Annotated in this window: 28 protein-coding genes; 10 read left to right on the forward strand and 18 right to left on the reverse strand. The window is 62.7% G+C overall.

What is annotated here, in order from left to right:
- Window positions 1–6: 6 nt before the first annotated feature.
- Genes K3756_RS16385 through K3756_RS16405 form a run of 5 tightly spaced genes read right to left on the reverse strand, consistent with a single transcriptional unit; the run spans window position 7 to window position 4,905 of the window.
- Window positions 7–882, reverse strand: coding sequence for a homocysteine S-methyltransferase family protein (locus K3756_RS16385; RefSeq protein ID WP_259989248.1), 876 nt, complete (start codon window positions 880–882; stop codon window positions 7–9).
- Window positions 879–3,332: an FAD-dependent oxidoreductase gene (locus K3756_RS16390; RefSeq protein WP_259989250.1), complete on the reverse strand. Its 2,454-nt coding sequence runs from the start codon at window positions 3,330–3,332 to the stop codon at window positions 879–881. The genes K3756_RS16385 and K3756_RS16390 overlap by 4 nt, the downstream gene beginning before the upstream one ends.
- Window positions 3,329–3,709: a GFA family protein gene (locus K3756_RS16395; protein ID WP_259989252.1), complete on the reverse strand. Its 381-nt coding sequence runs from the start codon at window positions 3,707–3,709 to the stop codon at window positions 3,329–3,331. The genes K3756_RS16390 and K3756_RS16395 overlap by 4 nt, the downstream gene beginning before the upstream one ends.
- Window position 3,710: 1 nt before the next feature.
- On the reverse strand, window positions 3,711–4,331 hold the full coding sequence (locus tag K3756_RS16400; protein WP_259989254.1) for a LysE family translocator: 621 nt from the start codon (window positions 4,329–4,331) through the stop codon (window positions 3,711–3,713).
- Window position 4,332: 1 nt separating this feature from the next.
- Entirely contained in the window at window positions 4,333–4,905 is a 573-nt protein-coding gene (locus K3756_RS16405; RefSeq protein ID WP_259989255.1) for a helix-turn-helix domain-containing protein, read from the reverse strand.
- Between the two features lie 205 nt (window positions 4,906–5,110).
- On the opposite strand from K3756_RS16405, the gene K3756_RS16410 reads away from it, so the two are divergent.
- Both K3756_RS16410 and K3756_RS16415 read left to right on the forward strand, forming a co-directional pair.
- The gene (locus K3756_RS16410) at window positions 5,111–5,686 is read left to right on the forward strand and encodes a stealth family protein (protein ID WP_259989257.1); all 576 of its coding nucleotides are present in this window, start codon (window positions 5,111–5,113) and stop codon (window positions 5,684–5,686) included.
- Window positions 5,687–5,830: 144 nt separating this feature from the next.
- Entirely contained in the window at window positions 5,831–6,046 is a 216-nt protein-coding gene (locus tag K3756_RS16415) for a hypothetical protein (protein ID WP_259989259.1), read from the forward strand.
- 9 nt (window positions 6,047–6,055) lie between these two features.
- Here the strand turns inward: K3756_RS16415 and K3756_RS16420 are convergent, their stop codons facing one another.
- Both K3756_RS16420 and K3756_RS16425 read right to left on the reverse strand, forming a co-directional pair.
- The gene (locus tag K3756_RS16420) at window positions 6,056–6,514 is read right to left on the reverse strand and encodes a GAF domain-containing protein (protein ID WP_259989261.1); all 459 of its coding nucleotides are present in this window, start codon (window positions 6,512–6,514) and stop codon (window positions 6,056–6,058) included.
- A gap of 85 nt (window positions 6,515–6,599) precedes the next feature.
- Complete coding sequence (locus K3756_RS16425) at window positions 6,600–7,772, reverse strand: acetyl-CoA C-acyltransferase (RefSeq protein WP_259989263.1); 1,173 nt, start codon at window positions 7,770–7,772, stop codon at window positions 6,600–6,602.
- 82 nt (window positions 7,773–7,854) lie between these two features.
- On the opposite strand from K3756_RS16425, the gene K3756_RS16430 reads away from it, so the two are divergent.
- From K3756_RS16430 to K3756_RS16440, 3 genes are all read left to right on the forward strand, one after another.
- Window positions 7,855–8,193, forward strand: a complete 339-nt coding sequence (locus K3756_RS16430; RefSeq protein WP_259989265.1) for an STAS domain-containing protein — start codon at window positions 7,855–7,857, stop codon at window positions 8,191–8,193.
- Between the two features lie 8 nt (window positions 8,194–8,201).
- The gene (locus K3756_RS16435) at window positions 8,202–8,663 is read left to right on the forward strand and encodes an ATP-binding protein (protein ID WP_259989267.1); all 462 of its coding nucleotides are present in this window, start codon (window positions 8,202–8,204) and stop codon (window positions 8,661–8,663) included.
- 218 nt (window positions 8,664–8,881) lie between these two features.
- Window positions 8,882–10,459 carry a gamma-glutamyltransferase family protein gene (locus K3756_RS16440; RefSeq protein ID WP_259989269.1) on the forward strand — a complete coding sequence of 526 codons (1,578 nt, stop codon included), beginning with the start codon at window positions 8,882–8,884 and terminating at the stop codon, window positions 10,457–10,459.
- A 57-nt stretch (window positions 10,460–10,516) separates the two neighbouring features.
- Here the strand turns inward: K3756_RS16440 and hspQ are convergent, their stop codons facing one another.
- Window positions 10,517–10,843 (reverse strand): heat shock protein HspQ, encoded by a 327-nt coding sequence (gene hspQ / locus K3756_RS16445; protein WP_259989271.1) that lies wholly within the window; start codon window positions 10,841–10,843, stop codon window positions 10,517–10,519.
- 84 nt (window positions 10,844–10,927) lie between these two features.
- Here hspQ and K3756_RS16450 point away from each other — a divergent pair, with 84 nt between their 5' ends.
- Together K3756_RS16450 and K3756_RS16455 are read left to right on the forward strand one after the other, a co-directional pair.
- A complete protein-coding gene (locus tag K3756_RS16450; protein WP_259989273.1) occupies window positions 10,928–11,809 on the forward strand; it encodes an AEC family transporter in 882 nt (293 codons plus the stop codon).
- Window positions 11,810–11,884: 75 nt separating this feature from the next.
- Window positions 11,885–12,472, forward strand: coding sequence for a lytic transglycosylase (locus K3756_RS16455; protein ID WP_259989275.1), 588 nt, complete (start codon window positions 11,885–11,887; stop codon window positions 12,470–12,472).
- Window positions 12,473–12,548: 76 nt separating this feature from the next.
- Here K3756_RS16455 and K3756_RS16460 read toward each other — a convergent pair whose 3' ends face one another.
- From K3756_RS16460 to K3756_RS16475, 4 genes are all read right to left on the reverse strand, one after another.
- On the reverse strand, window positions 12,549–13,139 hold the full coding sequence (locus K3756_RS16460; protein WP_259989278.1) for an outer membrane lipoprotein carrier protein LolA: 591 nt from the start codon (window positions 13,137–13,139) through the stop codon (window positions 12,549–12,551).
- 185 nt (window positions 13,140–13,324) lie between these two features.
- A complete protein-coding gene (locus tag K3756_RS16465; RefSeq protein ID WP_259989280.1) occupies window positions 13,325–16,363 on the reverse strand; it encodes a DNA translocase FtsK in 3,039 nt (1,012 codons plus the stop codon).
- A 15-nt stretch (window positions 16,364–16,378) separates the two neighbouring features.
- Window positions 16,379–17,566: an aminotransferase class I/II-fold pyridoxal phosphate-dependent enzyme gene (locus K3756_RS16470; protein WP_259989282.1), complete on the reverse strand. Its 1,188-nt coding sequence runs from the start codon at window positions 17,564–17,566 to the stop codon at window positions 16,379–16,381.
- 122 nt (window positions 17,567–17,688) lie between these two features.
- Window positions 17,689–19,023: an amidase gene (locus K3756_RS16475; protein WP_259989283.1), complete on the reverse strand. Its 1,335-nt coding sequence runs from the start codon at window positions 19,021–19,023 to the stop codon at window positions 17,689–17,691.
- A gap of 85 nt (window positions 19,024–19,108) precedes the next feature.
- Between K3756_RS16475 and K3756_RS16480 the strand changes: the two genes are divergently transcribed.
- Complete coding sequence (locus K3756_RS16480) at window positions 19,109–20,335, forward strand: FAD-dependent monooxygenase (RefSeq protein WP_259989284.1); 1,227 nt, start codon at window positions 19,109–19,111, stop codon at window positions 20,333–20,335.
- Here the strand turns inward: K3756_RS16480 and K3756_RS16485 are convergent.
- The 5 genes from K3756_RS16485 to K3756_RS16505 all read right to left on the reverse strand — a co-directional run bounded on the left by K3756_RS16485 (window position 20,332) and on the right by K3756_RS16505 (window position 23,874).
- Window positions 20,332–20,517 carry a Trm112 family protein gene (locus tag K3756_RS16485; protein ID WP_259989285.1) on the reverse strand — a complete coding sequence of 62 codons (186 nt, stop codon included), beginning with the start codon at window positions 20,515–20,517 and terminating at the stop codon, window positions 20,332–20,334. The genes K3756_RS16480 and K3756_RS16485 overlap by 4 nt on opposite strands.
- Window positions 20,514–21,158 carry an LON peptidase substrate-binding domain-containing protein gene (locus K3756_RS16490; RefSeq protein ID WP_259989287.1) on the reverse strand — a complete coding sequence of 215 codons (645 nt, stop codon included), beginning with the start codon at window positions 21,156–21,158 and terminating at the stop codon, window positions 20,514–20,516. Before K3756_RS16490 ends, K3756_RS16485 begins: the two co-directional genes overlap by 4 nt.
- Before the next feature lie 26 nt (window positions 21,159–21,184).
- Window positions 21,185–22,099 (reverse strand): co-chaperone YbbN, encoded by a 915-nt coding sequence (locus K3756_RS16495; RefSeq protein WP_259989289.1) that lies wholly within the window; start codon window positions 22,097–22,099, stop codon window positions 21,185–21,187.
- Window positions 22,100–22,153: 54 nt separating this feature from the next.
- Window positions 22,154–22,942 (reverse strand): exodeoxyribonuclease III, encoded by a 789-nt coding sequence (locus K3756_RS16500; RefSeq protein ID WP_259989291.1) that lies wholly within the window; start codon window positions 22,940–22,942, stop codon window positions 22,154–22,156.
- A 245-nt stretch (window positions 22,943–23,187) separates the two neighbouring features.
- Entirely contained in the window at window positions 23,188–23,874 is a 687-nt protein-coding gene (locus K3756_RS16505) for a response regulator transcription factor (protein ID WP_259989292.1), read from the reverse strand.
- 159 nt (window positions 23,875–24,033) lie between these two features.
- Here K3756_RS16505 and ribA point away from each other — a divergent pair, with 159 nt between their 5' ends.
- Window positions 24,034–25,113, forward strand: coding sequence for a GTP cyclohydrolase II (gene ribA, locus K3756_RS16510; protein WP_259989294.1), 1,080 nt, complete (start codon window positions 24,034–24,036; stop codon window positions 25,111–25,113).
- Window positions 25,110–25,604 (forward strand): L,D-transpeptidase, encoded by a 495-nt coding sequence (locus K3756_RS16515; RefSeq protein ID WP_259989296.1) that lies wholly within the window; start codon window positions 25,110–25,112, stop codon window positions 25,602–25,604. Before ribA ends, K3756_RS16515 begins: the two co-directional genes overlap by 4 nt.
- On the opposite strand, the gene K3756_RS16520 is transcribed toward K3756_RS16515, so the two are convergent.
- Window positions 25,601–26,254, reverse strand: a complete 654-nt coding sequence (locus tag K3756_RS16520) for a YggS family pyridoxal phosphate-dependent enzyme (RefSeq protein WP_259989299.1) — start codon at window positions 26,252–26,254, stop codon at window positions 25,601–25,603. The genes K3756_RS16515 and K3756_RS16520 overlap by 4 nt on opposite strands.
- Window positions 26,255–26,363 lie beyond the last annotated feature (109 nt).

A 26,363-nucleotide genomic window follows, 5' to 3' on the forward strand; every position in this document is an offset into this window, starting at 1 on the left:
GCCTTTCTAAACGATCGTGTATCCCGCGCCCGTCAGGCGGCGGTTGATTTCGGCGATGTGGGCGGGCCCCACTTCACAGCAGCCCCCCACGATTGTGGCCCCCGCATCGACCCAGCGCATGACCTGATCGGCATAGCGCGCGGGCGTGAAATCACGGCGCAGACGCAACGCGGCGACGGTTGGATTATCCTCGAGAAACCCGTCCGTAATCCGCTCGAACCCGTTGGCGTAGGCGCCAAAGGGCAATCCCCGCCCGGCGAGGATGTCCAGCGCCGCGGGGATCGCTTCGGGGGTGGAGCAATTGACCAGCACCGCATCGGGATCAACGGCGGCCACCGCCTCCTCCAGCGGCTCGCCAGAACGCAGCGCGGTGCCGTCCTCGTCGCTTACGGTAAACGCGAGCCAGACCGGTTTGCCCGCCGCGCGCGCGCCCTCCAGCACGTCGCGGCCATGGGCGATGGACGCCACGGTTTCGCACAGCATCAGATCACAGCGCGGCGCCAGCAGCGTGGCCACTTCGGCAAACAGCGGCACCGCCTCTTCCGGCGCGGGGTGCAGATCGGGGCGGTAGGACGCCCGCAGCGGCCCGACAGACCCGGCAATCCGGGCCGATCCGCAGTCCGCCGCTTCCTCCAGCGCCTTGGCATGCAGCGCCTCGAACCGGTCGTGCAGCGGCGTCTGCGCCAGCCGGTCGCGGTGAATGGCATAGGTGTTGGTGGTGGCCACCGTGGCACCCGCGCGGGCGAAATCGCGGTGGACTTCGGCCACCATGCCGGGGTGATCCACCATCACTTGGGTCGACCACAGGGGCGTCGGGGTGTCGGGGCTGCGGTGGATCAGTTCCTGACCCATGCCGCCGTCCAGAAGGGTAATTTCAGTCATGCTTTTATCCGTGTGTTTTCAGGGTCCCAAAGGGGCTGATCGGGCTCTACCACCGCACGGCGCAATTGACCAAAGACGTTTATCTCCACCTCGGTGCCGGGCTGGGCCAGATCGGCACGGATGGTGCCCAGCGCGATGGCCTTGCCCACCCGGTGACCCCAGTCGGCGCTGGTGGTTTCGCCCACCACCTCGCCGCCGTACACCACCGGCGACATATAGGGCGCGTCCTGTTCGCCCGCCTCCACCGTCATCGTGACAAAGCGTTTGGCCACACCGGCATCGCGCTCGCCCACCAGCGCCGCCTTGCCGCGGAAATCCTGCGGCTTGTCGAACTTGACCCAGCGGTCCAGACCGGCCTCCAGCATCGAATAGTCGGTGGACAGATCGCCCTTCCACGTGCGGTATCCCTTTTCGATCCGCATGGAATTGAGCGCGTACATCCCGAAAGGCGCCGCACCCGCCGCACGCACCGCGTCATAAACGGCGGCGCTGTCGTCAAAGGCGGTGTGCACCTCCCAGCCCAGCTCACCGGCAAAGGACACGCGCAACAGCTTGGCGGGTTTGCCCGCAACGGTCGCATCCTGCACCGACATCCATGTGGCGTGCAGATCGGCGCCCTCGGTCAGCCCGTCAAGCACCGCGCGCGATGCAGGGCCGGTCACCAGCAACGTCGACCAATCCCGCGTAATGTCCGACAGGCTCAGGCTCCCGTCCGCGGGCAGCGCCTTTTGCAGCAGCTCGAAATCGTGCCACAGGGCCACCGCCGCCGTCATCAGCCAGAACTCGTCCTCGGCCCAGCGGATCACGGTCATCTCCGTCAGGATACGGCCCCGCGTGTCGGTGAAATAGGCCAGGTTCATGCGGCCCACCTTGGGCAGCGCACCGGTGATCTGGCCGCGCAGCCACTCTGCCGCGCCCGCACCCGACAGCGCATACCGCGAAAATCCGGGCATATCCAAAACGCCCGCGTGGTCGCGCACTGCCGCCACCTCTTCTGCGATGCGCGGCGCCCACGGGCCGTTGCGGTCCCAGGTCTGGGTCGCCTCTTCGGATGTGTCGTCACCGGGCTTGGCAAACCAGTTCGCCCGCTCCCACCCGTTATAGGCCCCCATCTGTGCACCGGCGTCCAGCAGGCTCTGGTGGTTCGGCGACAGCTTCTTGTCGCGGCCCGCGGGCCATTCGTGATGCGGGAAATGCATCGCGTATTCGTGGCCGTAGGTCTCCAGCGCCTTGGCGTGACAATAATCATGGTCGCAATAATCGGTATAGCGGCGCGGATCGACCGACCACATGTCCAGCTCGGTCTCGCCGTGCATGATCCATTCGGCCAGCACCTTGCCCGCGCCCCCGCCCTGCGCGATGCCAAAGGTAAACGAATGGCCCTCGAACGCGTTCTTGACGCCGGGCATCGGGCCGATCATCGGCAATCCGTCGGGGGCATAGGGGATCGGGCCGTTGATGTTGCGCTCCACACCGCCCTCTCCCAGCAAGGGCAGACGCGCCATCGCGTCCTCGATATAGAACTCCAATCGCTCCAGATCATCGGGGTACAGCTGGAAACTGAAATCCTCGGGCATCGGATCGTCGGGCGTGACCCAATGCGCCTTGCAGTTGCGCTCGTAGGGGCCAAGGTTCAGCCCGTGTTTGTCCTGCCGCAGGTAATAGCTGATTTCGGGGTCGCGGATCATCGGCATCTTCTGGCCGCGCTCCTTGGTATAGGCCTCCAGCTCTGGCAGCTGCCCGGTCAGGAAATACTGGTGGCTCATCACCACCATCGGCACGGTGCGCCCGCCGAACGGCTTGAACATCTCGCCCACGCGTTGCGCGTAATAGCCCGCGCAGTTGACGACATACTGGGCGCGGATCTCGCCCTTGTGGGTCTTGACGATCCACTCGTCACCGTCGCGGTCCAGCCCGGTCAGGGGGCAGAACCGCTCGATCCGGCCACCGGCATCGCGGGCCCCCTTGGCCAGGGCCTGCGTCAGCTGCGCGGGGTCGATATCACCGTCCAGCGGATCCCAAAGCCCGCCCGCCAGATCATGGGTCTCCATGAACGGATTGTGGGCCTTCAACTCATCGGGCGAGCAGATATCCATCGTCAGCCCCTGCGCCGCCGCCTGTGCCGCGATCTTCTCGAATTCCTGCATCCGCTCCTTGGAGTGGGCCAGCCGGATCGCGCCGGTGACGTGGTAGTTCATCGGATAATCCACGTCCTCGGCCAGACCGCGGTACATCTCGGCGCCGTAGCGCTGCATGTTCATCACCGCCCAGTTGGGCGCAAAATTGGGGCAATTGCCCGCCGCATGCCACGTCGATCCCGCGGTCAGCTCGTTCTTTTCGAGCAGCACACAGTCGTCCCACCCCGCACGGGCCAGATGGAACAGGGTCGAGGTGCCGACAACACCGCCCCCGATGATGACGACACGGGCCGTGGTTGGAAAATCGCTCATGTTTCTTGCTCCTCCTGACGGACGTCGTCCGTGATGTCGTAGTAATCGCCCTTGTCGGCGGTAAAGATATGGCGCTCCAGCCGCAGACCGGTGGGACCGTCCAGCGCGCCAAGGGCCACGCCGGTGTCGGGGTCCGCATGACCCTTCCAGAACAGGAACGATCCGCAGGTGGGGCAAAAGCCGCGCCTTGCCTGCGGACTTGCGGCATACCACGCGGGTGTGCCGGTGATGCGCAAATCGGCGTCCATGACCTGAACCGCGGCCCAGTAATGGCCCGACTGCTTGCGACACTGGCCGCAGTGACAGGCCGCCGGATCCCGCGCGGCGCCGGACGCCTCAAAGGTGATGGCCCCGCACAAACAGCTGCCTTTCAGCATCTCACGTTCTCCCCGGCGTGGCGGCACTGCCCAGCAGCAGACCGTAAACGATGAAACAGGCGCCCATGACGCGGCGAACCCAGACGTTGAAAACCGCCCCCAAAGCGGCCCGCCCGATCCCCGCGCCCAGCGCAGTGAAACCGGTATAGCTGAGCGCGGTCAGGGTCAGCGCCGTGGGCACGATCACCCCCATCTGGCTCCAGATCGGCACATCGGGCTGCACGAATTGCGAAAACGCCGCGAGATATCCGGCCACGCTCTTGGGGTTGATCGTCGCGATGGCCAGCGCCCGCAGATACACCGACGACGCGGGGCGGCTGTCTACGGCGACGGGACGCTTGGCCATGATCCAGCCCCGCACCCCCAGATAGATCAGAAAAGCCGCACCCAGCAGTTTGGCCACGGTAAACGCGGCGGGCGATGCCGCAATCAACGCGGTCACGCCCAGCGCCGACAGGCCCAGAAACAGCGCCGCCTGCGTCAGGATCGCCAACACCCCCACAAGCGCCCGGCGAAAGCCCAGCGTCATGCCGTTGGTGATGCAATTGACCGCATTGGGACCCGGCGTTGTGACAAACACCAGCCAAAACAGGGCAAATACGATCCACGCGTCCCAGCTCATGTTAATACACCGGCGGGGCGATGACCCAGATCGCAACCGCCTCGCGGTCGGACCGGTTTGCCCAGCGGAACGGCTCTCCACGGATGCGGAAACTGTCCCCTTCGGTCAGGCTGTGCACCGTGCCGTCAATCTCGATCTCCAGCGTGCCGGCAAGCAGATATCCGACCTCCTGCGTGGGGCGCTGCACCGTTTCCCTGATCCGGCTGTGCGGCATGAAGGTGGAATGGACCACCTCGAAATCATCGGTCAGATCGGGGGACAGAAGCTCTTCGACCAGACCGGCCGCGCGCGACCCGATGGGCCTGCGCCCCTGCGCGCGCACGATGAAATCCTGCTCCTGCACGCGCCCGGGGTTCTGGCGGAACAGGCTCGACAACGAGACATCCAGTGCGCGGGCGATCAGACGCAGATCTTCCATCCCCGGCTCGGACATGCCCCGCTCGACCTGGCTGAGCCATCCCACGGACCGCCCCAGCACATCGCCCAGCGCGCTCAGCGTCAGGCCCCGCGCCTTGCGCAGGGCGCGCAGATCGGCACCAAGCGTCTGGGGCTGTGAGGGATCGGAATGGATCATCGCATGGCTCGTCTTCGCGCTGGTGAAAATTTCACCCGTTTTTTCATCGCTAATGGATATGGGGCGAGTCGCGCAAGAGGTTTTTGGGTGACAGGTTGACGTGACGTTCACAAACACAGGTGACAGGCCGGACCGCCGTTCCCTAAGTTCTGCCAACGACCCAAAGCGCCGATCAACGGGGCATGGTATTGAGCAGGACATATACATGAACACTGGAATTGACGTCGTCATCCCGTGGGTGGACGGCAATGACCCCGCCCATGTGGCAAAACGCAAACGCTACGCCGACACGGGCAAGGCCGACAGCAACGCAAGCCCGCCCCTCGAATATGATCTGGACGTGCGGTGGGACAACTTCGATGAAATCACGATCTGTCTGTGGTCGATCCACAATTTCATGGGATGGGTGCGGCGGATCTGGATCATCACCGACAATCAGACCCCCGATTTGAGCAGCCTGCCCCCCCGGTTCCGCGACAAGATCACCATTGTCGACCACACCGAGATCTTCGCGGGCTTCGAAGACGTGCTGCCGACCTTCAACTCCGCCACCATCGAATGCGGCGCCCTGCGCATACCCGGGCTCGCCGACCACTTCATCCTGTTCAACGATGATGTATTCGCCACCGGACCGCTCAGCCCAGATGATTTCATCAAGGACGGCAAGATCGTCGTGCGCGGCAAGCCGGAGCAGCGTCTGGGTCGGGGCGAAACGCTCTGGTCCAAACAGATGCGCAACAGCGCGATGCTCGCCGGGATCGATCCGCAAAAAGGGTTTTAGGCGGCCCATATCTGCCACCTGCTCGACCGGCCCCTGCTCGAGGCGCATTTTGCCGCCAATCCGGGCCAGTTCGAACGCAACATCCGGCACCGGTTCCGCCATCCGGACCAGTTCTACCTCGGAGGGCTTGGGGTCAGCCTGATCGTGGAAAGGGGCGACTACGTTCTGGCACCCCCGGATGCCTACATCCACGTTCCCGCGTTTTTCATCGAACAAAAGGCCCCCCAACGCCTGCGCAAGATGCTGGCGCGGCTCAAGGATCCGCAGGTCAAACTGGCCTGCGTCAACAATCTGCGCGTCGCGTCCGAACGGCTGCCCCGCACAATGGAAATCCTGCGCGGCGCGATCCGGTTTCCCTGACCGCCCGCATCAGGCCACGGGGGCGAAAACCTGCGCCAGTATCCGCTCGAGCGCCTCGGCGTCGCGGGCGGTGAAAGCGTCCGGCTGGTCGCTGTCGATATCCAGCACCCCAAGCAACCGGCCCGCGCCATTGCGCACCGGCAGCACCAGTTCCGACCGTGTGGAACTGGCGCATGCGATGTGGCCTTCGAAGCTGTCGACATCTGCGACACGCTGGATTTCCCCCGTCCGCGCCGCAGCGCCGCAAACCCCCCGCGCGAACGGGATGACAAGACACCCGTGCCCGCCCTGGTAAGGTCCGATTTTCAGCACTTCAGGCGCGGTGACGCGGTAAAAGCCGGTCCAGTCAAAGCGCGAATCGCTGTGGTGGATTTCGCAGGCCAGCGTCGCCATCAGCGCCACGGCATCGGTTTCGCCCTCCGTCAGCGACGTGATGGTTGTGGCCAGCGTCCGGTAGTCAACGTGCATGTTGCGTGTCCTGCGAGTGTCGGCGCGGCCCATGGCCGCGTGAGTTTAAAGGGCAAGATGAAGCGGGGCGGTCGCTCGCCGTCGGTCAGGGGCGTTCTATGGCGATGGCCGTGCCTTCGCCACCCCCGATGCAGATCGCCGCGACACCGCGTTTGAGGTCCCGCTTTTCCAGAGCGTTCAACAGGGTCACGATGATCCTTGCGCCCGATGCGCCTATGGGATGCCCCAGCGCACAGGCGCCCCCGTTGACGTTCACGATGTCGTGGCTCACGCCCATTTCGTGCATGAACGCCATGGGTACGACGGCAAACGCTTCGTTGACCTCCCACAGATCGACGGAATTCACGTCCCAGCCGATGGCATCGAGGAGTTTGCGGGTGGCGGGCACGGGGGCGGTGGTGAAAAGCCCCGGCGCCTGCGCATGGCTTGCGTGGCCGACCACATGCGCACGCACGCGCAGCCCCTGCTCTTGCGCGGCGGATTGTGACGCCAGCACCAGCGCCGCCGCCCCGTCCGAGATCGACGAGGCGTTGGCGGCCGTGACCGTGCCTTCCTTGCGAAAGGCGGGTTTGAGGGTCGGGATCTTGTCAGGGCGGGCATTGCCCGGTTGTTCATCCGCATCGACTTTTACCGTCTGGCGACGGTTCGCCACCTCGACCGGGATGATTTCGCCGTCGAATGCACCGCTGTCTTGCGCAGCAATCGCGCGGGACAGGGACGCCAGCGCATATTCGTCCTGCCGTTCGCGGGTAAACTGGTAGGTTTCCGCGCAGTCTTCGGCAAAGGTGCCCATCAGCCGGCCTTTGTCATAGGCATCTTCGAGACCGTCGAGAAACATGTGATCGATCACCTGCCCATGCCCCAGCCGCGCGCCACTGCGCATCTTGGGCAGCACGTAGGGCGCGTTGGTCATCGATTCCATCCCCCCTGCCACCATAACGGCGGCATGGCCCGACGCGATCTGGTCGAACGCCATCATCGCGGCTTTCATGCCCGAACCGCACATCTTGTTGAGTGTGGTCGCAGGCACCTCTTCGCCCAGACCGGCGGCGAAACCGGCCTGCCGCGCGGGCGCCTGCCCCTGCCCTGCGGGCAAGACACACCCCATCAGCACTTCGTCGACCGTTTTGGCCCCCGCGTTCTCGAGCGCCGCGCGGATCGCGGCCCCGCCCAGTGCGGGTGCGGTCATGTCCGCGAATGCGCCCTGAAACCCGCCCATCGGGGTCCGGGATGCCCCTGCTATCACGACCTTTTTCATCACTCTGTCTCCCACGGGGTTACCAGTTCTTAGCTTTTGTGTCCTAGCCCTGTCTAAGAGGCAATGTTTTCAGGAATGTATCATGGAGCTGATCAGTTCAAAAGAACCGCAGGCGCAGGTCATCGCCGTGCGCGAGGACCGCATCGATGCCGCCGTCGCGCTGGCGTTCAAGGACCGTATTCGCGAATTGACCGCCGGGGAAACCGATCCGGTGCTGCTGGACCTGACGCAGGTGGGGTTCATCGATTCAAGCGGGTTGGGTGCGATTGTCGCCGCGATGAAGCATCTCGCGCCGCAGCGGTCGCTGATGCTGGCGGGGCTGACCCCGTCGGTGGAGCGTGTCTTCCGGCTTACCCGCATGGACAGCGTGTTCGAAATCCACACCACCGTCGAGATGGCCCTGTCGTCACGCGCGGCCTGAGCGGGCGCATGCAGCAGAACGATCCGCCCCTCGAACTGGTCTGTTGCGCCCGCAGCTCTGATGCAGCGGCGCGGCAAATCCTGTCGAAAACGCTCGAGGGGCTGGCCCCGATGCGGCTGTCGCGGGATGCGCTGGAATCGGTGGAGCTTTTGCTGGCCGAGGTCATCAACAACATTGTCGAACACGCCTATGCCCCGCCGCAGGCACCCGGGCCCATCACGCTGCATTGTTCGGGGCAGGCCGGTGCGCTGCATTTGCTGGTGGAGGATCATGGCAGGCCCATGCCGCACGAGCAGGCCCCCCGCCACACGGCGCCCGATCTGGACGTTGAGTTGATGGCGCTGCCCGAGGGCGGGTTCGGCTGGCATCTCATCCATACGCTGGCCTGCGATGTCCACTACGAGCGGTGCGGCCATACCAACCGGCTGCGTCTGGTGCTCAACCTGCCGCCGGACACCCCTGACCGGTAAGCGCCGGCGCCGAATTCCCTCAAACCGCCGCCTCACGATCACATTGTTGCCACGCTTTGGGATCAAATACACAGGCGTAGCTGCATATAGCTTCCTCCGGCGTCGTGTTTTATTGCCCCCACCCAGTACACGGCGCCGGAGCACTTCATTTACCTGCATTGGCATCTCCCCGACTTCGGACTAGGTTTCGCGCACCCCAAGTCAGAGGCGAGGTTCTTATGCGCGATTTCCATCTTCCCGGCCGTTCTCCGGTGCTTGCCACCAACGGCATGTGCGCCACGTCGCATCCCCTGGGGGCGAAGGCCGCGATCGACGTGTTGGAACGCGGCGGCAATGCGATGGACGCCGCCATTGCGGGTGCCGTGCTGCTGGGCATTTGCGAGCCGCAGATGACGGGCATTGGCGGCGATTGTTTTGTGCTGTGGTCCGATGGTCCCACCGGAAAGATCAACGCGCTGAACGGGTCGGGGCGTGCGCCCGCCGCGCTGGACGCGGCCGATCTGCGCCGCGATGGCGAAACATCGGTTCCCCTGCACAGTGCCCATGCGGTGACCGTCCCGGGCGCGATAGATGCCTTTTGCCACCTGTCCAATACCGTGGGCAAACTTGGGCTCGATGCGGTGCTTGCCCCCGCGATCCACTATGCGGAAACGGGTGTGCCTGTGGCCGCGCGCGTGGCCTTTGACTGGGCCAATGACACCGATACGCTGCAAGGATCCGCCCGCCAGCACTATCTCTTCGATGGCAAACCGCCCACCGCGGGGCAGATCTTTCGCGCCCCCGGTCAGGCCGAGGTGCTGCGCCGCATTGCCCGCGACGGGCGCGATGCGTTCTACACCGGCGAGGTCGCCGACGACATGCTGGCCGTTCTCAACGGGATGGGGGGCAAACACACCGCCGATGATTTTGCCGCCGTGGCCTGCACGGCGACAGATCCGATTGCCGGCAGCTACAAGGACATCGACGTGGTCGAGCATCCGCCAAACGGTCAGGGCGCGACCGCGATCCTGATGCTCAACATCCTCGCCCAGTTCGACATCGCGGGCATGGCCCCTTTCGGTGCCCAGCGTGTCCATATCGAGGCCGAGGCCGCCAAGCTGGCCTATGACGCGCGCAACCGCTTTATCGCAGATGCCGATCACACCACCCGCGCCGACTACATGCTCGACATGGATACCGCCCGCAAACTGGCCGCGCTTATCGATCCGGCCAAGGCGATGCCGGGCGCTGCGGCCCTCACCGAAGCGGTGCACAAGGATACCATCTATATCACTGTCGTTGACGGCGACGGGATGGCCGTGTCGCTGATCTATTCCATCTTCCACGGTTTCGGCTCCGGTATCGCATCCGAGAAATTCGGTCTGCTGATGCAGAACCGCGGCGCGGGTTTCACGCTCGAAGAGGGCCACCCGAACGAGCTGAAGGGCGGCAAGCGTCCGATGCACACCATCATCCCCGGCATGATCCGCGAAAACGGTCGGGTCACGATGCCCTTCGGCGTCATGGGCGGCGCGTATCAGCCCAACGGCCACGCGCGCTTTGCCAGCAATCTGGTGGATTTCGGCATGGACCCGCAAACCGCCATCGACGCGCCGCGGTCGTTCTCCGACAGCGGCACCCTCAACGTCGAGCGGGGCTACGGCGACGATGTGCGCGCGGCGCTGTCTGACATGGGCCACAAGGTGGCGATCCCGGACACAGCGATCGGCGGCGCACAGGCCATCCGCATCCACGACAGCGGCGTGCTCGAAGGGGCCAGCGATCCGCGCAAGGACGGCTGTGCCTTGGGGTACTGACCGGTGTACGTGCTGTGCACATCGTGTGCACAGTGTGTGACTCCGCCCCGCAGGGCGTCAGTTCAGCTGGAAATGCAGCGGATATGATCCATTCTCGAACGGGCCGAACAGGTCGTCGATGTCCGGATGATCCACCGGTTCGCCCGAATAATCAGCGACAAGATTTTGCTCTGACACATAGGCGACGTAATAGGATTGATCGTTTTCCGCCAGCAGGTGATAAAACGGCTGATCCTTTACGGGACGGCTTTCTTCGGGGATGGCCTGATACCATTCTTCGGTGTTCGCGAATTCAGGATCGACGTCAAAAATCACACCCCGAAAGGGATGTTTTTTGTGACGGACAATTTGGCCCAGGTGATATTTGGCACGTGTTCTGATCATGACATTGCGGTCCCTACGCTTCGTTTCTACCCGAAACAAGGGCAATTTGTCCATCAAGCGGGCCGTACAAATAGGAAACAGACTGTGAACTTGACTCTGACGGTTCTGGAAGTGGTGGCCCCGGTTTTTCTCTTGGCCGCGGTTGGTTTCGTCTGGGTCAAGCTGGGTTTCGAATACCGTATCCAGTTCGTGACCCGGCTTGCCATGACGCTTTCGGTGCCCTGCCTGATCTTCGTCTCCCTGATGCAGACGCAGATTGACCCGACCGCCCTCGCCGCGCTGTCACTGGCCAGCGTCGCCGCCTATCTGGGGGTTTCGGTGGTGGCCGCGCTGGTGGTGCTGGGCCTGCGGCTCGACCGGCGCACGTATCTGGCACCGCTCATCTTTGGAAATACCGGAAATCTGGGCCTGCCACTCGCGCTTTTTGCGTTTGGCGACATAGGGTTAAGCTATGCCGTGGTTGTCTTTGCAATCATGGCGATCTGGTCCTTTACCTTCGGGATCTGGCTGGTGGCCGGGGCCGGTAGCGCGGGAAAAGTGCTGCGTGAACCGTTGGTCTGGGCGACGCTTCTGGGCGGTCTGTTCCTGTGGCAGGGCTGGCAAACGCCGCGTTTTCTGACCAACACGCTCGACCTGATCGGGCAGATGGCAATCCCGATGATGCTGATCACGCTGGGCGTCGCGGTAGCGCGATTGTCGCCCGGTGGCGTGGGACGCGCGGTTTTATTGTCGCTGGTCAAACTGGCATTGTGCGTGGCCATCGCATGGCTTGCCGCCACGTGGTTCGCGCTCGACCGTGTGGCGTTCGGGGTGTTGGTGCTGCAAATCGCCACACCGGTCGCCGTGACGTCCTATTTGCTGGCCGAGAAATACGGCGCAGACGCCGAGGCTGTTGCCGGACTGGTCGTGGTATCGACATTGATATCGGTCGGCGCATTGCCGCTATTGCTGGCGGTATTGCTTTAGATTTGCGCTGGGAAAATGCGTGGCACTAGGCTAAACTGGAAAAAAATATAAAAAACTAATTGAGGCACGAGGCAGATGAAAAACTCCCTTCGCGCATTGATCGTTGTGCTTTTGGTTGCGTCCTGTGGCGGGTCGGCGAAATCGCCTCCGCGGGATCTCGACAATGCCTGCACAATTCTCAAACAGCGCCCCGAATACCACCGCGCATTCAAGGCCGTCGAACGCAAATGGGGCGTGCCCGTGCACGTCCAGATGGCCACGATCCATCAGGAAAGCAAGTTCGTTTCCGATGCGCGCACCCCGTTCAAATACGTACTGGGCGTGATCCCCATGGGCCGCCAGTCCAGCGCGTTTGGCTACAGTCAGGCCCTTGATGCGACGTGGGATGAATACCGCGACGACCAGCGCCGCCGCGGGGCCAAGCGGGACCGGATCAAGGACGCCACCGACTTTATGGGGTGGTATATGAACATCACCCGCGAACGGAACGGGGTGCCACTCACGGATGCGCGCAATCAGTATCTGGCTTATCACGAAGGCCACACCGGGTATGCGCGGGCCAGTTACAACCGCAAGCCGTGGCTCGTGGGCGTGGCGGGCAAAGTGGAGGCGCGGTCCTTCATGTACCGTGACCAGATCGCGGGCTGCCGCCTGCGCCGTTGAGCCGGAAGACAGCTGAAACAATGACGCCCCCGCTGCACCAGCGGGGGCGTTTTTCGTTCGGCCTGTCAGCCGGTGCCTAGTTGCGCGCCGCCTCAATATCAAAGAGGCTGCGGCCAAAGCTGCCGCCTTTTTTCAGATCGCCCAGCACAACCGTTGTCTGCGAACCTGACCCGTCGTTGATAACCCACTGGCGCAATTCGACCGGGTTGCCGGTGAACTTCATCTGGATGTTGCCGTTGCCGGGGTTCTGGGGGTCCTGCGCCGTGACCACGGTCGCCGTGCCGTCAAAGCTGTGGCCGGTCACCATGCTTGCCTGACCAAGGTTCACGTTGCGTGCCAGAATGATCGACAGGGGCGTGCGCGACAGCGGGTACACTTCCGCCGGCTGGTTCGATTTCAGGTCACGGATCACCACGGTGCCGTTGCTCGCAACCACCAGCCCGGTTTCGGGTGCGTTGTATTCGAACCTGACCTTGCCGGGGCGGCTAATATAGATGGTGCCGGTGCTGATCGACCCGTCGCCGTTGATCTGGGTAAATTCGCTTTGCACGGTTTTCAGACCATTGAGATACTGAGAAAGCGTGTTGAGCGGCAGCTTGTTGGCCAGTGCGGGCATGGCAGCAAGGGCAAAGCCCACAGCCAGCGTGACGGTTTTCAATGGGCGCATAGGGGTCTTCCTGTATTGCTCGGATCGTCCCTCAATACATAGGGTCGAACCGACTGATATGCGATATCAACCGCCCCCGCGCGCCATTCGTTCCCCATAATCCACCTAAAACGGGCCGCAGAACGCAAAACGGCCCCTCACCCGCGTGAGAGGCCGTCCGCACGAGGTATGCCAGGCAGCTGTCGCTATCCCTGTTCCGGCACGAGAATTTCGCGTTTGCCCACGTGGTTGGCGGGCGACACAAGGCCTTCGTCCTCCATCTGCTCCACAAGGCGCGCCGCCTTGTTGTAGCCGATGGCAAGCTTGCGCTGGATATAGGAGGTCGAGCATTTGCGGTCCTTGATGACCACCTGCACGGCAGTGTCATAGAGCGCATCCTCACCGTCGGTATTGCCGCCGGTGTTGAGACCCAGCACCGCGTCAAGATCGGCTTCCTTATCCTCGGTCGGCCCTTCGACCACGCCGTTGACATAATCAGGCTCGCCGAACTGCTTGAGGTGATTGACGATTTCCTCGACTTCCTCGTCGCTGACGAACGGTCCGTGGCAGCGCACGATCTTGGAGCCGCCAGCCATGTACAGCATGTCGCCCATGCCCAGAAGCTGCTCGGCGCCCATTTCACCCAGAATGGTGCGGCTGTCGATCTTGGACGTCACCTGAAACGAGATCCGCGTCGGGAAGTTCGCCTTGATCGTGCCGGTGATCACATCCACAGACGGGCGCTGTGTGGCCATGATCAGGTGGATGCCGGATGCACGCGCCATCTGGGCCAGACGCTGGATGCAGGCCTCGATCTCCTTGCCCGCGACCATCATCAGGTCGGCCATCTCGTCCACGATCACAACGATGTAGGGCAGCGTTTCGGGTGTTGTTTCTTCCGTCTCGAAAATCGGCTCTCCAGTGTCGTCGTCGAACCCGGTCTGCACGGTCCGCTCGAAAATCTCGCCTTTGGACAGGGCTTCGCGGACGCGACCGTTATAGCCTTCGATGTTGCGCACACCCATCTTGGACATCTTGCGGTAGCGGTCTTCCATTTCACCCACGGTCCATTTCAGCGCAACGAGCGCCTTTTTGGGGTCCGTCACAACGGGCGACAGCAGGTGCGGAATGCCGTCATAGACGCTGAGTTCCAGCATCTTGGGGTCGATCATGATCATCCGGCATTCTTCGGGCGAGAGCTTATAAAGCAGCGACAGGATCATGGTGTTGATCGCCACGGATTTACCCGAACCGGTTGTCCCCGCGATCAGCAGGTGAGGCATCTTGGCGAGGTTGGCCACCACCGGCTCACCGCCGATATCCTTGCCCAAAGCGAGGGGCAGGCGTTGGTTGCCGTCGCCGAAATCACGGCTCGCCAGAATTTCGCGCAGCACGACTTTCTCGCGGTTTTCGTTGGGTAGTTCGATGCCGATGACACTGCGGCCCGGCACGGTAGACACACGCGCCGACAGAGCCGCCATCGAGCGTGCGATGTCGTCCGCCAACCCGATCACGCGGCTGGCCTTGAGGCCCGGCGCGGGTTCCAGCTCGTACATGGTCACAACCGGACCGGGGCGCACGGCGACGATCTCGCCTTTGACGCCATAGTCATCAAGGACGGTTTCCAGCATGCGCGCGTTTTCTTCCAGCGCCTCGTCACTCAGATGCAGTCGCTGCACCTCGTCGGGGCTTTCCAGCAAGCCCAGCGGGGGCAGCTCGAAACCGGGGTGTGTGTCTTCGAACCGCAGGGCGGGTTGCGCTTCGGCCTTGGCTTGCTTGCTGGGCACGACGGCCCTGCGTGCGGGCTGCTGCACCACGCGTTTTGGCTCGGCCGTGGGGATCGGCGGCAGATCAGGCGCGACCGTATCGGACAGGGGCAGTGGCTCCGGCTCTTCGGTGACGGGGGCGGGCATGTAGGGTTCCGCGACAGGATCGGCTTCGACGGCTGCGGGCTGCATCAGACTGCGGGCTGCCTCCATCGATGCGGCAACCGGTGCGGCGGCGACGGCTGTGGCTGTCAGCGGCGGTTCGGCTTTCAGGGTCGGTGCCTGCCCCGTCGCCGTCAGCGGCGGTTCCGCACGGGTTGTATTCAGGACAAGCGGATCGGGGCCACGCCCGCGCCCTTTGGTCAGCGGCGCGGTGGCGGGCACGTGAACAGCGGTGGTCGACCGAACGCGGTTCTTGATTACGTCCGAAATCTTGGACTTGATCCGGTCGGCATCGGGCAAATCGTCAAAAACGGCATCCGTCTGCGTTTCGACCAGTTCGGGCTGCGGCATCGGATCGGCGGCCCGCTTGATCAGGCCGGGCATCCGCGCCAGCAGACCCTGCTTCGGCTCCGCCTCCGGCTCGGTTGCGTAAACCTCTGCCGCGTCTTCAAAGACCGGATAGTCCTCCGGGGCCGGTGCCGGCGCGGCGGTCCGGCTTGCAATTATTGCGGGGCGACGGGCGTCTGCGGCCATCGGTACCTGCGCTTCGGCTTGCGTCTGGGCATCTGCGTAGGCGGCGTATTCCGCGGCCTCTTCCGCGCGGCGCTGGCGGCGTTCGGATTGTTTGGCCTGCAAAGACTGCGCCGTGGCAACGGCCCCCTGCGCGCCACGGCCCAGAAGGTTCATCAGGCCCGCATAAGCAACAATGGTCCCTACCAGCAAGAACCGCCCGATCCGCGCCAGTTCCTGACGGGTAAAGCCCAGAACAAAGGCACCCAGCGCCAAAATGCCCGCACCCATGACAAGCGACATGAATTTCACTGTAAAGGTGGACCCGATGGGCAAGACAGTCAGGATGGCACCCATGACCATATCGCCCAGCAGGCCGCCGAGGCCGAAGTTGTGGGTATGCAGCCATGCGTCATCGGGCGTCAGTGTCGCGGCATAAACGGCGCCAAGCGCAACGGCGATGGGTGCAAAAATAACGCGCCCCATGGCGCGGTCTTGACCGCGGTGCAGCGCGAAACGCACCCCCCACGCCAGCAATGCGATGGCCACGCCCCACGCGCCCCATCCGACGATCATGAACAGCGGGCTGGCCAGCGATGCGCCCACGCGCCCCAGCCAGTTTTGCACCGGCGCGTCCGTCGCCAGCAACCAGTTGGGATCATCGGGCGTGTAGCTGCCGATCATCATGGCGGCCATGACGCCCAGCGCAATCAATGTCACGCCCAGCAATTCCTTGCCGCGCTTTTCGATTGCTTCGGTCATTGTGCTGTCCAGCAGCGGATCGCGCCCGCGTGTCTGATATGCCATGCTCTGTCCCTCGTCCTAAACCGCGTACAGACAGTCGCGGATCGCCTGAAGGCCCCGCTCCGTCTCTTCTTTGGGTGCCACAAGGGCGGCCCTTATATATTTCTTGCCGGGGTTTTCCTGCCCCGGTACGTCCTGCGCGAGATATCCGCCCGGCAGCACCTTCACGCCCGTTTCACGCCAAAGCTTGACCGCCGCGGCCTCATCGTCTTCGACGGGCAGCCACAGGAAGAACCCCGCTTGCGGGCTTTCGTAGCCCGGCACATTGCCGAATATCCGGTCGGCAATATCGAACTTTTCCGCGTACAGGCGGCGGTTTTCCGCAACATGCGCTTCGTCCTGCCACACGGCAGCAGCCGCGGCTTGCAGGGGCAGCGGCAGGGGCGCGCCCGCGTAGTTGCGCAATTGCTTGATCTCGCAGATCGCCTCGGCGCCCGAGGCAACAAAACCGGAGCGCAGGCCCGGAAGGTTTGACCGTTTGCTCAGCGAATGGAAAATTACCACCCTATTCAGATCGGCGCCCATGTCATGTGCCACCTGCAGGGCACCCACGGGTGGATCGGTGCGGTAAATTTCGGAATAGCATTCATCCGCGAAAATGCGGAAATCGTGTTTCTCGGCCAGCTTGATCAGGTTTTCCCAATACACCCGGTCGGCCACTGCACCCTGCGGATTGGCGGGCGAACAGATGTAGACGGCGCCGGTGCGGTCAAGCGTCGCGTCATCCACGGCGTCGAAATCAGGCAGGTGACCGGTTTGAGCGGTCGCATTCACCATCACCGGATCACAGGCCCCGGAAATCGCCGCAATCATGTACACCTGATAAAACGGGTTCGGCATCAGGATCGCCGGCGTCTGGCCGTTCTTGGTTTCGGGCACCAGCGCGATGACAGCATTGTAGAGCCCTTCGCGCGTGCCGTTCAGCGCCATGACCTGCGTGTCTGCATCCATCGGCACGCCGTAGCGGCGCGTGATCCATTCGGCAATTGCCCCGCGCAGTTCGGGCGATCCGTCATTCGGCGGATAGCTGTTAAACCCCGCAGCGTTTTGAGAAATCACATCTGTGACCCACGCCGGAAACGCATGTTTCGGCTCGCCAATGGTCATCTGGATCAAGGGGCCACCGCCTTCGTGCACGTCCAGAAGGGCGCGCAAACGGGGCCACGCATGAGCCGGAAGGTTCGAAAACCGCTCAGGAAAATTCATCAAAACTGCCTCGGATCGGGATCGTTATCGCCCCGTTTGAACCCAAGGTAACGTAACCGTCGGGGGGGCGTCCAGAAAAACCGCAGCAGATTGCGCGCTTTGTGGCTTTTTGGTCCCTGCCTCTAGGGCATTTTCAGGGCGCGTTCCGCGGCGGCCCCGACGCGCAGCAACGCGCGGTCCTGATCGGGGGCGGCCATCATCATCAATCCACAGCTTGGGGTACCGGTCGGCAGGCTCAATCCGCACAGCCCCATCAGATTGCCGATCCGCGTGTTGCGCAGTGCCAGCAGGTTCTGCTGCAGGTAATAGTCGGGATCGGTGTTCAGCCTTTCCAGATCGGGCGGCATAATCGGAGCGGTGGGCATCACGATGGCATCATACCCCGCCGTCGCCGCATCATAAGCCACGCGCGCGGCTTCGAGCTTGGCCCAGGCCGCGACATAATCGGGGCCCGAGTGATCGCGCCCGAGCCGGAAACGCTCGAGAATCTGGCTGTACATCTTGTCGGGCGCCGCTTCGATCACGTCGCGCCACAGACCGTAGGCTTCGGCAGTATAAAGACAGCCCGAGAGCGGCATCGCATCCTGCACTGCCGGAATATCAACCCGGTCAATGGTTGCGCCTGCATCGCGCAACCGATCGACGGCCTCTTCGAACGCCGCCAAGGGAGCCGCGGCCATATCGTCCAGCGCCACCGTTTCAAGAATGGCAAAACGTGCGCCCGCCAATGTCGCCCCTCGCAGATCCGCGGGGCTGGCCCCTTCGAGGGCCGCGAGCATCAACGCGGCATCCTCGACCGAACGGCACAGCGGACCTACCGTATCAAACCGCAACGCCAGCGGGACCACCCCTTCGAGGGACAGCCGACCGTGCGTTGTCTTCAGGCCGACAAGGTCATTCCACGCCGACGGGATACGCACCGAGCCGCCCGTGTCGGACCCCACGCTTGCCGCAGCGAGGCCGAACGCCACCGAAGCGGCGGAGCCGGATGACGATCCGCCGGGCACTGCACCTGCATCGTTCACGCAAGGCGGCGTGGCCGTGGACGGGTTGTGGCCCAATCCAGAGAATGCCAGTTCGCTCATGTGTACCTTGCCCAGACAGACAAGCCCCAGCGCCGTCGCGTTGGCCAGCACGGTGGCATCTCGTTGCGGCACACGCCCCTGCAGCAGATTGGACCCTGCCTCCGTACCGATATCGGCGCTGTCGAAAAGGTCTTTCCAGCTGATCGGCACACCGTCGAGAGGCGACAAGCGCCGCCCGGCCTGTGCCCGGTCGCGTGCGGCCCCCGCTTCGGCAAGAGCGCGTGTGGCAGTGACACGTGCATAGATCTTGTCGCGTAAGGGGTGTGCATCGATGGCATCGAGATAGGTCTGGCACAGCTTGACAGGATCAATGCCACCTGCCGCGATGCCGCGCCCCAGATCCGCCGCCGTCATCTTCAGCCATTCCTGCATCGCCCGTCCTTTCGCATTGTTCCCGAGGACGGTAGCGGCGCATCGGCGCATGGACAATCCCCGCGCGCTGACCATATCTAGGAGCATGGAATATGATACCGACATTGCGATCGTGGGCGGCGGGCTGACCGGGCCGGCATTGGCGCTGGGTCTGGCCCGTTCGGGCCTGAGCGTTACTCTCGTCGACGCACTGCCGGAGCAGACACGGCGCATGCCGGGGTTCGACGGGCGATCCTATGCGTTGGCGCTGACTTCGGTGCGTATGCTGGAGGGTCTCGGCGTATGGGAAGCGATCGCCGACAACGCGCAGCCGATGCTGGAGATCAAGGTCACGGACGGGCGCGCCGGTGAGGGGCCTTCGCCCTTTTTCATGCACTTCGACCATGCCGAAATCGAAGAAGGTCCCATGGGGCATATGGTCGAGGACCGTCATCTGCGCACCGCCCTGATGGATGCGGTGGCGCAGACCGGCGGGATCACCGTACTGCATGGCGCGGAAGTGGTCGCACAAAGGCCGGACACGACCGGCATCACGCTCGATCTGGCGACCGGTCAAAGCCTGCGTGCCCGGCTGTGTGTCGGGGCGGATGGCCGCGGATCGGGCACCGCGGAGCGTGCCGGGATCAAGCGGACCGGCTGGGCCTACAGCCAGACTGCGCTGGTCTGTGCGGTGGCCCATGAGAAACCCCACAACGGCATCGCGCACCAGTTTTTCATGCCGCCGGGTCCCTTGGCGATCCTGCCGCTGACGGGCAATCGCAGTTCGATTGTCTGGAGCGAGAAGGCGCAGGACGCCGCGCGCATTCATGGTCTGCCGGACCCGGAATACCTTGATGTCCTGCGTCCGCGGTTCGGTGATTTTCTGGGCCGGATCGATCTGGCGGGCGCCCGCTATTCCTATCCTCTCGGGCTGTCGCTGGCCCATGCGATGGTCGCGGACCGCGTCGCGTTGGCCGGAGACAGCGCACACGGGGTGCACCCGATTGCAGGTCAGGGGCTGAATGCGGGGTTCCGCGACATCGCCGCGTTATGCGAGGTGATCGTGGATGCGCACCGGCGCGGCGAGGACATTGGCGGTGCCGTCGCCCTGACGCGGTATAAGGAATGGCGACGTTTCGACAACGCCTCGCTGGCGCTGGCGACCGACAGCTTCAACCGCCTGTTCTCAAACGATAACACCTTTGTCCGCATCGCGCGCGATATTGGCATGGGGGTGATAAATGCCCTGCCCGGTCTGCGCCGGACGTTTATCCGCGAAGCTGCGGGGCTGAACGGCGATCTGCCCCGCCTGATGCGTGGCCACCCGCTTTAGTTCAGGCTGCGGGCCTCATCGACCAACATCACCGGAATACCGTTCCGGATGGGGTAGGCAAGACCCGCTTTCTCCGAAATCAGCTCCTGCTTTTCCGCATCATACCGCAGGGTCGTTTGCGTGCGCGGGCACAGCAGTGCCTCCAGCATACGGCGGTCAAATTGGACGGACGCATCGCTCATTGGATCATTTCCCCTTCGTTGCCGCCACGCAGGGCGTATTCGATCAGCGTGATCAGCGTTTCGCGCCGCGTGCTGAGTGACGGCGCTTCGAGCAGCGCCTGTTTGTCTTCCTGATCAAAGTCGAGCATCATGGACAGGGAATTGATCAGCAGTTCATCCTCTGCATCCTTGAGCGTTTCCCAGTCCGCCGACAGGCCGCGTGCATCGAAATAGCGGCCAAGTGTGTCAAGAAAGGGTTGGCGGTCAAAATCGGTATCCGCTTCTTCCTTGCCCAGATCGCGCGCAAATCCGTCCCAGCTCACTTCGCATTTGCGGTAGGGGTGAAAGCCTTCGACCTCGGAGACGACCCTGAACCGCGACACACCCGCAAGCGTGACCATGTAGCGACCGTCCTCGGTTTCGGAAAACTGGGTCACGCGGCCCGCGCAGCCAATGGTGTGCAGACCGTGACCATCCCGGCCCGGTACGACATTCGGCTGCACCATCCCGATCAACCGCTCCGGTGTTTTCAATGTATCTTCGAACATCTGCAGATAGCGGGGTTCGAAGATATGAAGCGGCAACCGGGACCGGGGCAACAACAGCGCCCCGCCAAGCGGAAAAATCGGGATCGTGTCAGGCAATTCTGAGTGTTTGATCATTCAAGAGAGATAGCGCGGGCAGCCCCTCAGGCAAATATCATCGAGCTCAATTTGCGGCGACCGTTCAAGACAATTGGATCGTTTGGCTTCAGCGCGTCAAATATCGTGAAAAGCTGGGTTTTCGCGGCGCCATCGTTCCACTCGCGGTCCCGTTTGAACAGTTCGAGCAGCTGATCGACGGCAGCCCCGGCTTCGCCTTTGGCGTAAAGGGCCTGTGCCAGATCGAACCGCGCCTGATGATCTGTCTCGTCGGCTTCGACCGCTGCGGTCAACTCGGCCACGGGGCCTGCGTCTTCGGCCTGACGCGCGAGCTCGAGCTGTGCATGGGCGGCTTCGAGTTCCGGGGCCTTGGAAATTTCAATCGGCGCACCGTTCAGCAAACCTTCGGCCTGATCCAGCTCACCCATCGCGATGTGGGCCCGCACCATGCCACCATATGCCGCGGCGTGCATCGGGTCTTCTCCCAGAACAGCGGCAAAGGTTTGGGCGGCGTCGGCTGCGGCCCCTTCGCCCAACATTTCCTCGGCTGCCTCGACCGCTTCGTTCAGACCGTCACCGGGGGCTTCGCCGCCTGCCGCCTTGATGACCCGTTCGACAAACGCCTCGATTTCGGACTGGGGCAGCGCGCCTTGAAAACCGTCGATGGGCTGCCCCTTGTGGAAGGCATAGACTGTCGGGATCGACTGGATCTGCAACTGGCCGGCGATCATCTGCGCTTCGTCCACGTTGACCTTGACCATCTTGACCGCACCCTTGCCAGCCACCACGGCGGCCTCCAGCTGGGGACCGAGCGTTTTGCACGGCCCACACCACGGCGCCCAGAAATCGACGATAACCGGCACCGTCTGCGATGCTTCGACCACGTCGGCCATGAAAGTCGCTTCTGACCCGTCCTTGATCAGATCCTCGGCGGGTGCGGCGGCAGAAAGATTAAGCTCCATGGGTTTTGTCCCTTATTGATCGACATCGCTTTATATGTGTTCGATGACCGAACTTCAAAGGTCGAAAGTTGCAAATACAGGCGCGTGGTCGGAGGGTTTTTCCCATCCGCGGGCATCACGCAGTACATGGCTGCCGTGGGCAGCGGCAGAAATGTCCGGCGTGGCCCAGACATGGTCGAGCCTGCGCCCCTTGTCCGCGGCATCCCAATCGCGGGCCCGATAACTCCACCAGCTGTAAAGGCGGCCATCGGGGATATCCTGCCGCGTGACATCGATCCACTTGCCCGCATCTTGCGTTTGCGCAAGCGCTTCGACCTCGACCGGGGTGTGGCTGACGACCTTCAGCAGCTTCTTGTGATCCCACACGTCATCTTCGCGGGGGGCGATGTTCAAATCACCGACCAAAATTGATTTCTGCGGCGCGTCCGCATGGAAAAAGTCGCGCATCTCGGTGAGGTAATCGAGCTTCTGGCCGAATTTCTCGTTCACCGCCCGGTCCGCCACATCGCCCCCCGCAGGCACATAGAAATTGTGCACGGTGACGCCATTCTCCAATCGGGCGGCCACGTGGCGCGCGTGTCCGAGACTGGCAAAATCCTTGCTGCCCGCATCTTCGAGCGGCAGCTTCGACAAGATCGCGACCCCGTTATAGCCCTTCTGCCCTTGCGCGACCATGTGACGGTATCCCAGCGCCGCAAAGGCCTCGGTCGGGATCTTGTCGACAGGGCTTTTGCATTCCTGCAGGCAAAGAACGTCCGGGCCGTGCTCTTCGAGCAGCTTGCACACGATGGGTTCGCGCAGGCGGACGGAATTGATGTTCCAGGTGGCGAGGGTGAAGGACATGTCGAGGGCTCCGCTGGGGGGATATTGCGCGCACCCTACCGCGCCTTTGATCCGGCAGCCAGTGGGCGACAGCCGTATCGCTGCCTAAAAAAAGACCGGGCACGAAGGCCCGGCCAAGTCCAACAGGGAGGTAAAGTATCTGCAAAACCCGGATACTTATCGTCGGGCAAGAGGCGGGCGATACTCTCAAAATCGACCGCCGCTGTCAGGTGAACGTCAAAACCGCGACTCCGGTTCCACGCAAATTATACCATCAGACGGTAACCGCCCGATTCCGTCACCAGAAGCCGGGCATTTGATGGATCGGGTTCGATCTTCTGACGCAAACGGTAGATGTGCGTTTCCAGCGTATGGGTCGTCACACCCGCGTTATAGCCCCACACTTCGTGAAGCAGCACATCGCGCGGCACGACCCCGTCGGTCGAGCGGTAAAGAAACTTCAGAATGTTGGTCTCTTTCTCGGTCAGACGGACTTTCTTGTCGTCCTCGGTGATGAGCATCTTCATGGAGGGTTTGAACGTGTAGGGCCCGAGCTGGAAGATGGCGTCTTCGGATTGCTCGTGCGTTCTCAGCTGGCTGCGGATACGCGCGAGCAAAACCGGAAATTTGAAGGGTTTCGAGACATAGTCGTTGGCACCGGCGTCCAGACCAAGAATGGTGTCTGCATCACCGTCATGGCCGGTCAGCATCATAATCGGGCTCTTGATCCCCTGCTTGCGCATCAGACGGCACAATTCGCGGCCATCGGTATCGGGCAAACCCACGTCGAGGATGATCAGATCGTAAAGCGCCTCTTTCGCGCGGGCCATCGCGTCGGCACCATCGCCCGCTTCGAAAACATCGAAATCCTCGGTCATGATCAGCTGTTCACTGAGCGCTTCGCGCAGGTCTTCATCATCGTCCACCAGCAAGATTTTCTTGAGCTGCGCCATGCGATTGTCTCCGTTGTTGCTGAATTCAACATACGAACCGCATCGATTGGAACAAGGCACCTCACACCGACGTGTCGTCAGACCGCTCAAATGTTTCAATTCGCCTGAAACTGACCTAACTGTGTGTCAATCCGTACCGAAAACTGTAACACATTGCCTATGACCTTCGCCCCCGACACCATAGAGACCATCGCCCGGGCTCGCGCGGATTTACGCATGGGTGTGGCGGTTGTGATCGGCGATGCCGTCGTTCTGGCCACCGAAACGCTGGATGCACAGCGGCTGCGCGACCTGCTGGCACTGGGCGGCACACCCAGCCTTGCGATCACGGGTCGCCGCGCCGAGACGCTGAAAGCACGCGCCTACGATGGCGATCTGGCCCGCGTCATACTGCCGCCGGACGCAACACTGGCGTGGGTGCAAAGCATCGCCGATCCGGCCGATGATCTACGCAACCCGATGAAAGGCCCGCTGGCAACCGAGCGCGAAAGCGATTGCGCGGCACACCGCGTTGCGCTTGATCTGTGCAAATCGTCCCGCCTATTGCCTGCTGCTGTCGTGCTGCTGATCGAGGACGGCCCCGGATTTGCCGAAAACAACCGGTTGACCTGGATCGATCTGGAAACTGCCGCAGGACATCTGCAAAACCGCAGCCCGCTGCACCCTGTGGTTCAGGCGCGTTTGCCAATGGAGGTATCCGAGGCGGGACGGTTGCACATCTTCCGACCCGAAGATGGCGGCGAAGAGCATTACGCGATCGAGATCGGGCGGCCCGACCGGTCGCAGCCTGTCCTGTGCCGGCTTCATTCGGCCTGCTTCACCGGTGATCTGATGGGCAGCCTGAAATGCGATTGCGGCCCACAGCTGCGCGCGGCGCTGGCGCAAATGGGCCATGAAGGCCACGGGGTGCTGCTTTACCTCAACCAAGAGGGCCGCGGCATCGGTCTGACCAATAAAATGCGGGCCTATTCCCTGCAGGACCAGGGGTTCGACACCGTCGAGGCCAATCACCGGCTCGGTTTTGAAGACGACGAGCGCGATTTCCGGCTGGGTTCCGATATCCTGAAATCGATGGGGTTCAGCGCCGTCAGGCTGCTGACCAACAACCCGCGCAAGGTCGAGATGATGCGCACAAGTGGCATCGAGGTCGCAGAGCGGGTGGCGCTCGCGGTTGGAGAGAACCGCCACAACGCCGCATATCTTGCCACGAAGGCAAAGAAATCAGGCCATCTGCTGTGATGCCTTACGACATGGTTCTGACGCCAAAGGGTGTGCGGTTCATGGGGCAGATGTATCCGTGCACGGTTGGTCGTGGTGGCATTACGTCCTCCAAATGCGAGGGCGACGGCGCAACGCCGCGCGGGGTCCACCGCATTGTCGGGATGCTGTACCGACCTGACCGTATTAAGCGGCCTGCGCCTTGGGCTCTTCCCATCAGGCCGGGCGATCTGTGGTCGGATGATCCGTCAGATGCAGGCTATAACATGATGGTGCGCGCGCCCTATCCACACAGCCACGAAAAGCTGAGGCGGGCCGATCCGCTCTATGATCTGATTATTCTCACTGACTGGAATTGGCCCTACGCAGTTCGTGGACGGGGATCAGCGATTTTCCTGCATCAGCACCGCCGCCCCGGATTTCCAACCGAAGGGTGCGTCGCCTTTTCGCGTAGGGATCTGCACCGCATCGCGCCGCGCATCCGACTGTCGACGCGATTAATCGTACCCTAGGACGCGACCCGTTCCCCGAAGATGGCCGACCCGACCCGCACGTGGGTGGCGCCCAGAGCGATCGCTTTTTCAAAATCAGCGCTCATCCCCATGGACAATCCCTGCAGGTCATTGCGCGCTGCGATTTTTGCGAGAAGCGCGAAGTGCAGGGAAGGCTCTTCGTCAACGGGCGGGATGCACATCAACCCTTCAATCTGCAGGCCAAGCCCGTGGCATTCGGCGATAAACGCATCGGCGTCGGCTGGGAAAACCCCCGCCTTCTGCTCTTCCTCGCCGGTATTGATCTGGATGAACAGCTTGGGGCACCGGCCCTCTTCGTCCGCAATACGCGCAATGGCTTTGGCCAGCTTGGGCCGGTCGAGGGTATGGATCGCGTCGCACAACTGTATCGCCTGCCGGACCTTGTTGGATTGCAGCGGCCCGATCAGGTGCAGGTCGATCCCGTCATAGGTTTCACGGAAATTGGGCCATTTTCCTGCGGCTTCCTGAACCTTGTTTTCTCCGAAAACGCGGTGGCCTGCTTCTAGAACCGCTTCGACGCGTGCGTTGGGCTGGACCTTGCTGACGGCGATCAATGTCACACTGCCCGCGGGACGGCCCGCAGCTTTTTCGGCCGCGGCGATTTTGCTGGAGATTTCGGTCAGGGACATAGGGGGGCTCCGGCGCTGGTGATCCTTGTGCCGACTAACCACACTTCGATGCCAAAAGAAAAGAGGCGACATCTTGCGATGCCGCCCCTCTTTTAGACAGGTATGTCGA

This window comes from Sulfitobacter sp. S190, from assembly GCF_025141935.1.
GTDB lineage: Bacteria > Pseudomonadota > Alphaproteobacteria > Rhodobacterales > Rhodobacteraceae > Sulfitobacter.

What these genes read in the sequence shown, in the direction of transcription:
- K3756_RS16385 (WP_259989248.1), bottom strand. Translation starts at nt 882, where the DNA reads ATGACTGAAATTACCCTTCTGGACGGCGGCATGGGTCAGGAACTGATC.
- K3756_RS16390 (WP_259989250.1), bottom strand. Translation starts at nt 3,332, where the DNA reads ATGAGCGATTTTCCAACCACGGCCCGTGTCGTCATCATCGGGGGCGGT.
- K3756_RS16395 (WP_259989252.1), bottom strand. Translation starts at nt 3,709, where the DNA reads ATGCTGAAAGGCAGCTGTTTGTGCGGGGCCATCACCTTTGAGGCGTCC.
- K3756_RS16400 (WP_259989254.1), bottom strand. Translation starts at nt 4,331, where the DNA reads ATGAGCTGGGACGCGTGGATCGTATTTGCCCTGTTTTGGCTGGTGTTT.
- K3756_RS16405 (WP_259989255.1), bottom strand. Translation starts at nt 4,905, where the DNA reads ATGATCCATTCCGATCCCTCACAGCCCCAGACGCTTGGTGCCGATCTG.
- K3756_RS16410 (WP_259989257.1), top strand. Translation starts at nt 5,111, where the DNA reads ATGAACACTGGAATTGACGTCGTCATCCCGTGGGTGGACGGCAATGAC.
- K3756_RS16420 (WP_259989261.1), bottom strand. Translation starts at nt 6,514, where the DNA reads ATGCACGTTGACTACCGGACGCTGGCCACAACCATCACGTCGCTGACG.
- K3756_RS16425 (WP_259989263.1), bottom strand. Translation starts at nt 7,772, where the DNA reads ATGAAAAAGGTCGTGATAGCAGGGGCATCCCGGACCCCGATGGGCGGG.
- K3756_RS16430 (WP_259989265.1), top strand. Translation starts at nt 7,855, where the DNA reads ATGGAGCTGATCAGTTCAAAAGAACCGCAGGCGCAGGTCATCGCCGTG.
- K3756_RS16435 (WP_259989267.1), top strand. Translation starts at nt 8,202, where the DNA reads ATGCAGCAGAACGATCCGCCCCTCGAACTGGTCTGTTGCGCCCGCAGC.
- K3756_RS16440 (WP_259989269.1), top strand. Translation starts at nt 8,882, where the DNA reads ATGCGCGATTTCCATCTTCCCGGCCGTTCTCCGGTGCTTGCCACCAAC.
- hspQ (WP_259989271.1), bottom strand. Translation starts at nt 10,843, where the DNA reads ATGATCAGAACACGTGCCAAATATCACCTGGGCCAAATTGTCCGTCAC.
- K3756_RS16455 (WP_259989275.1), top strand. Translation starts at nt 11,885, where the DNA reads ATGAAAAACTCCCTTCGCGCATTGATCGTTGTGCTTTTGGTTGCGTCC.
- K3756_RS16460 (WP_259989278.1), bottom strand. Translation starts at nt 13,139, where the DNA reads ATGCGCCCATTGAAAACCGTCACGCTGGCTGTGGGCTTTGCCCTTGCT.
- K3756_RS16465 (WP_259989280.1), bottom strand. Translation starts at nt 16,363, where the DNA reads ATGGCATATCAGACACGCGGGCGCGATCCGCTGCTGGACAGCACAATG.
- K3756_RS16470 (WP_259989282.1), bottom strand. Translation starts at nt 17,566, where the DNA reads ATGAATTTTCCTGAGCGGTTTTCGAACCTTCCGGCTCATGCGTGGCCC.
- K3756_RS16475 (WP_259989283.1), bottom strand. Translation starts at nt 19,023, where the DNA reads ATGCAGGAATGGCTGAAGATGACGGCGGCGGATCTGGGGCGCGGCATC.
- K3756_RS16480 (WP_259989284.1), top strand. Translation starts at nt 19,109, where the DNA reads ATGGAATATGATACCGACATTGCGATCGTGGGCGGCGGGCTGACCGGG.
- K3756_RS16485 (WP_259989285.1), bottom strand. Translation starts at nt 20,517, where the DNA reads ATGAGCGATGCGTCCGTCCAATTTGACCGCCGTATGCTGGAGGCACTG.
- K3756_RS16490 (WP_259989287.1), bottom strand. Translation starts at nt 21,158, where the DNA reads ATGATCAAACACTCAGAATTGCCTGACACGATCCCGATTTTTCCGCTT.
- K3756_RS16495 (WP_259989289.1), bottom strand. Translation starts at nt 22,099, where the DNA reads ATGGAGCTTAATCTTTCTGCCGCCGCACCCGCCGAGGATCTGATCAAG.
- K3756_RS16500 (WP_259989291.1), bottom strand. Translation starts at nt 22,942, where the DNA reads ATGTCCTTCACCCTCGCCACCTGGAACATCAATTCCGTCCGCCTGCGC.
- K3756_RS16505 (WP_259989292.1), bottom strand. Translation starts at nt 23,874, where the DNA reads ATGGCGCAGCTCAAGAAAATCTTGCTGGTGGACGATGATGAAGACCTG.
- ribA (WP_259989294.1), top strand. Translation starts at nt 24,034, where the DNA reads ATGACCTTCGCCCCCGACACCATAGAGACCATCGCCCGGGCTCGCGCG.
- K3756_RS16520 (WP_259989299.1), bottom strand. Translation starts at nt 26,254, where the DNA reads ATGTCCCTGACCGAAATCTCCAGCAAAATCGCCGCGGCCGAAAAAGCT.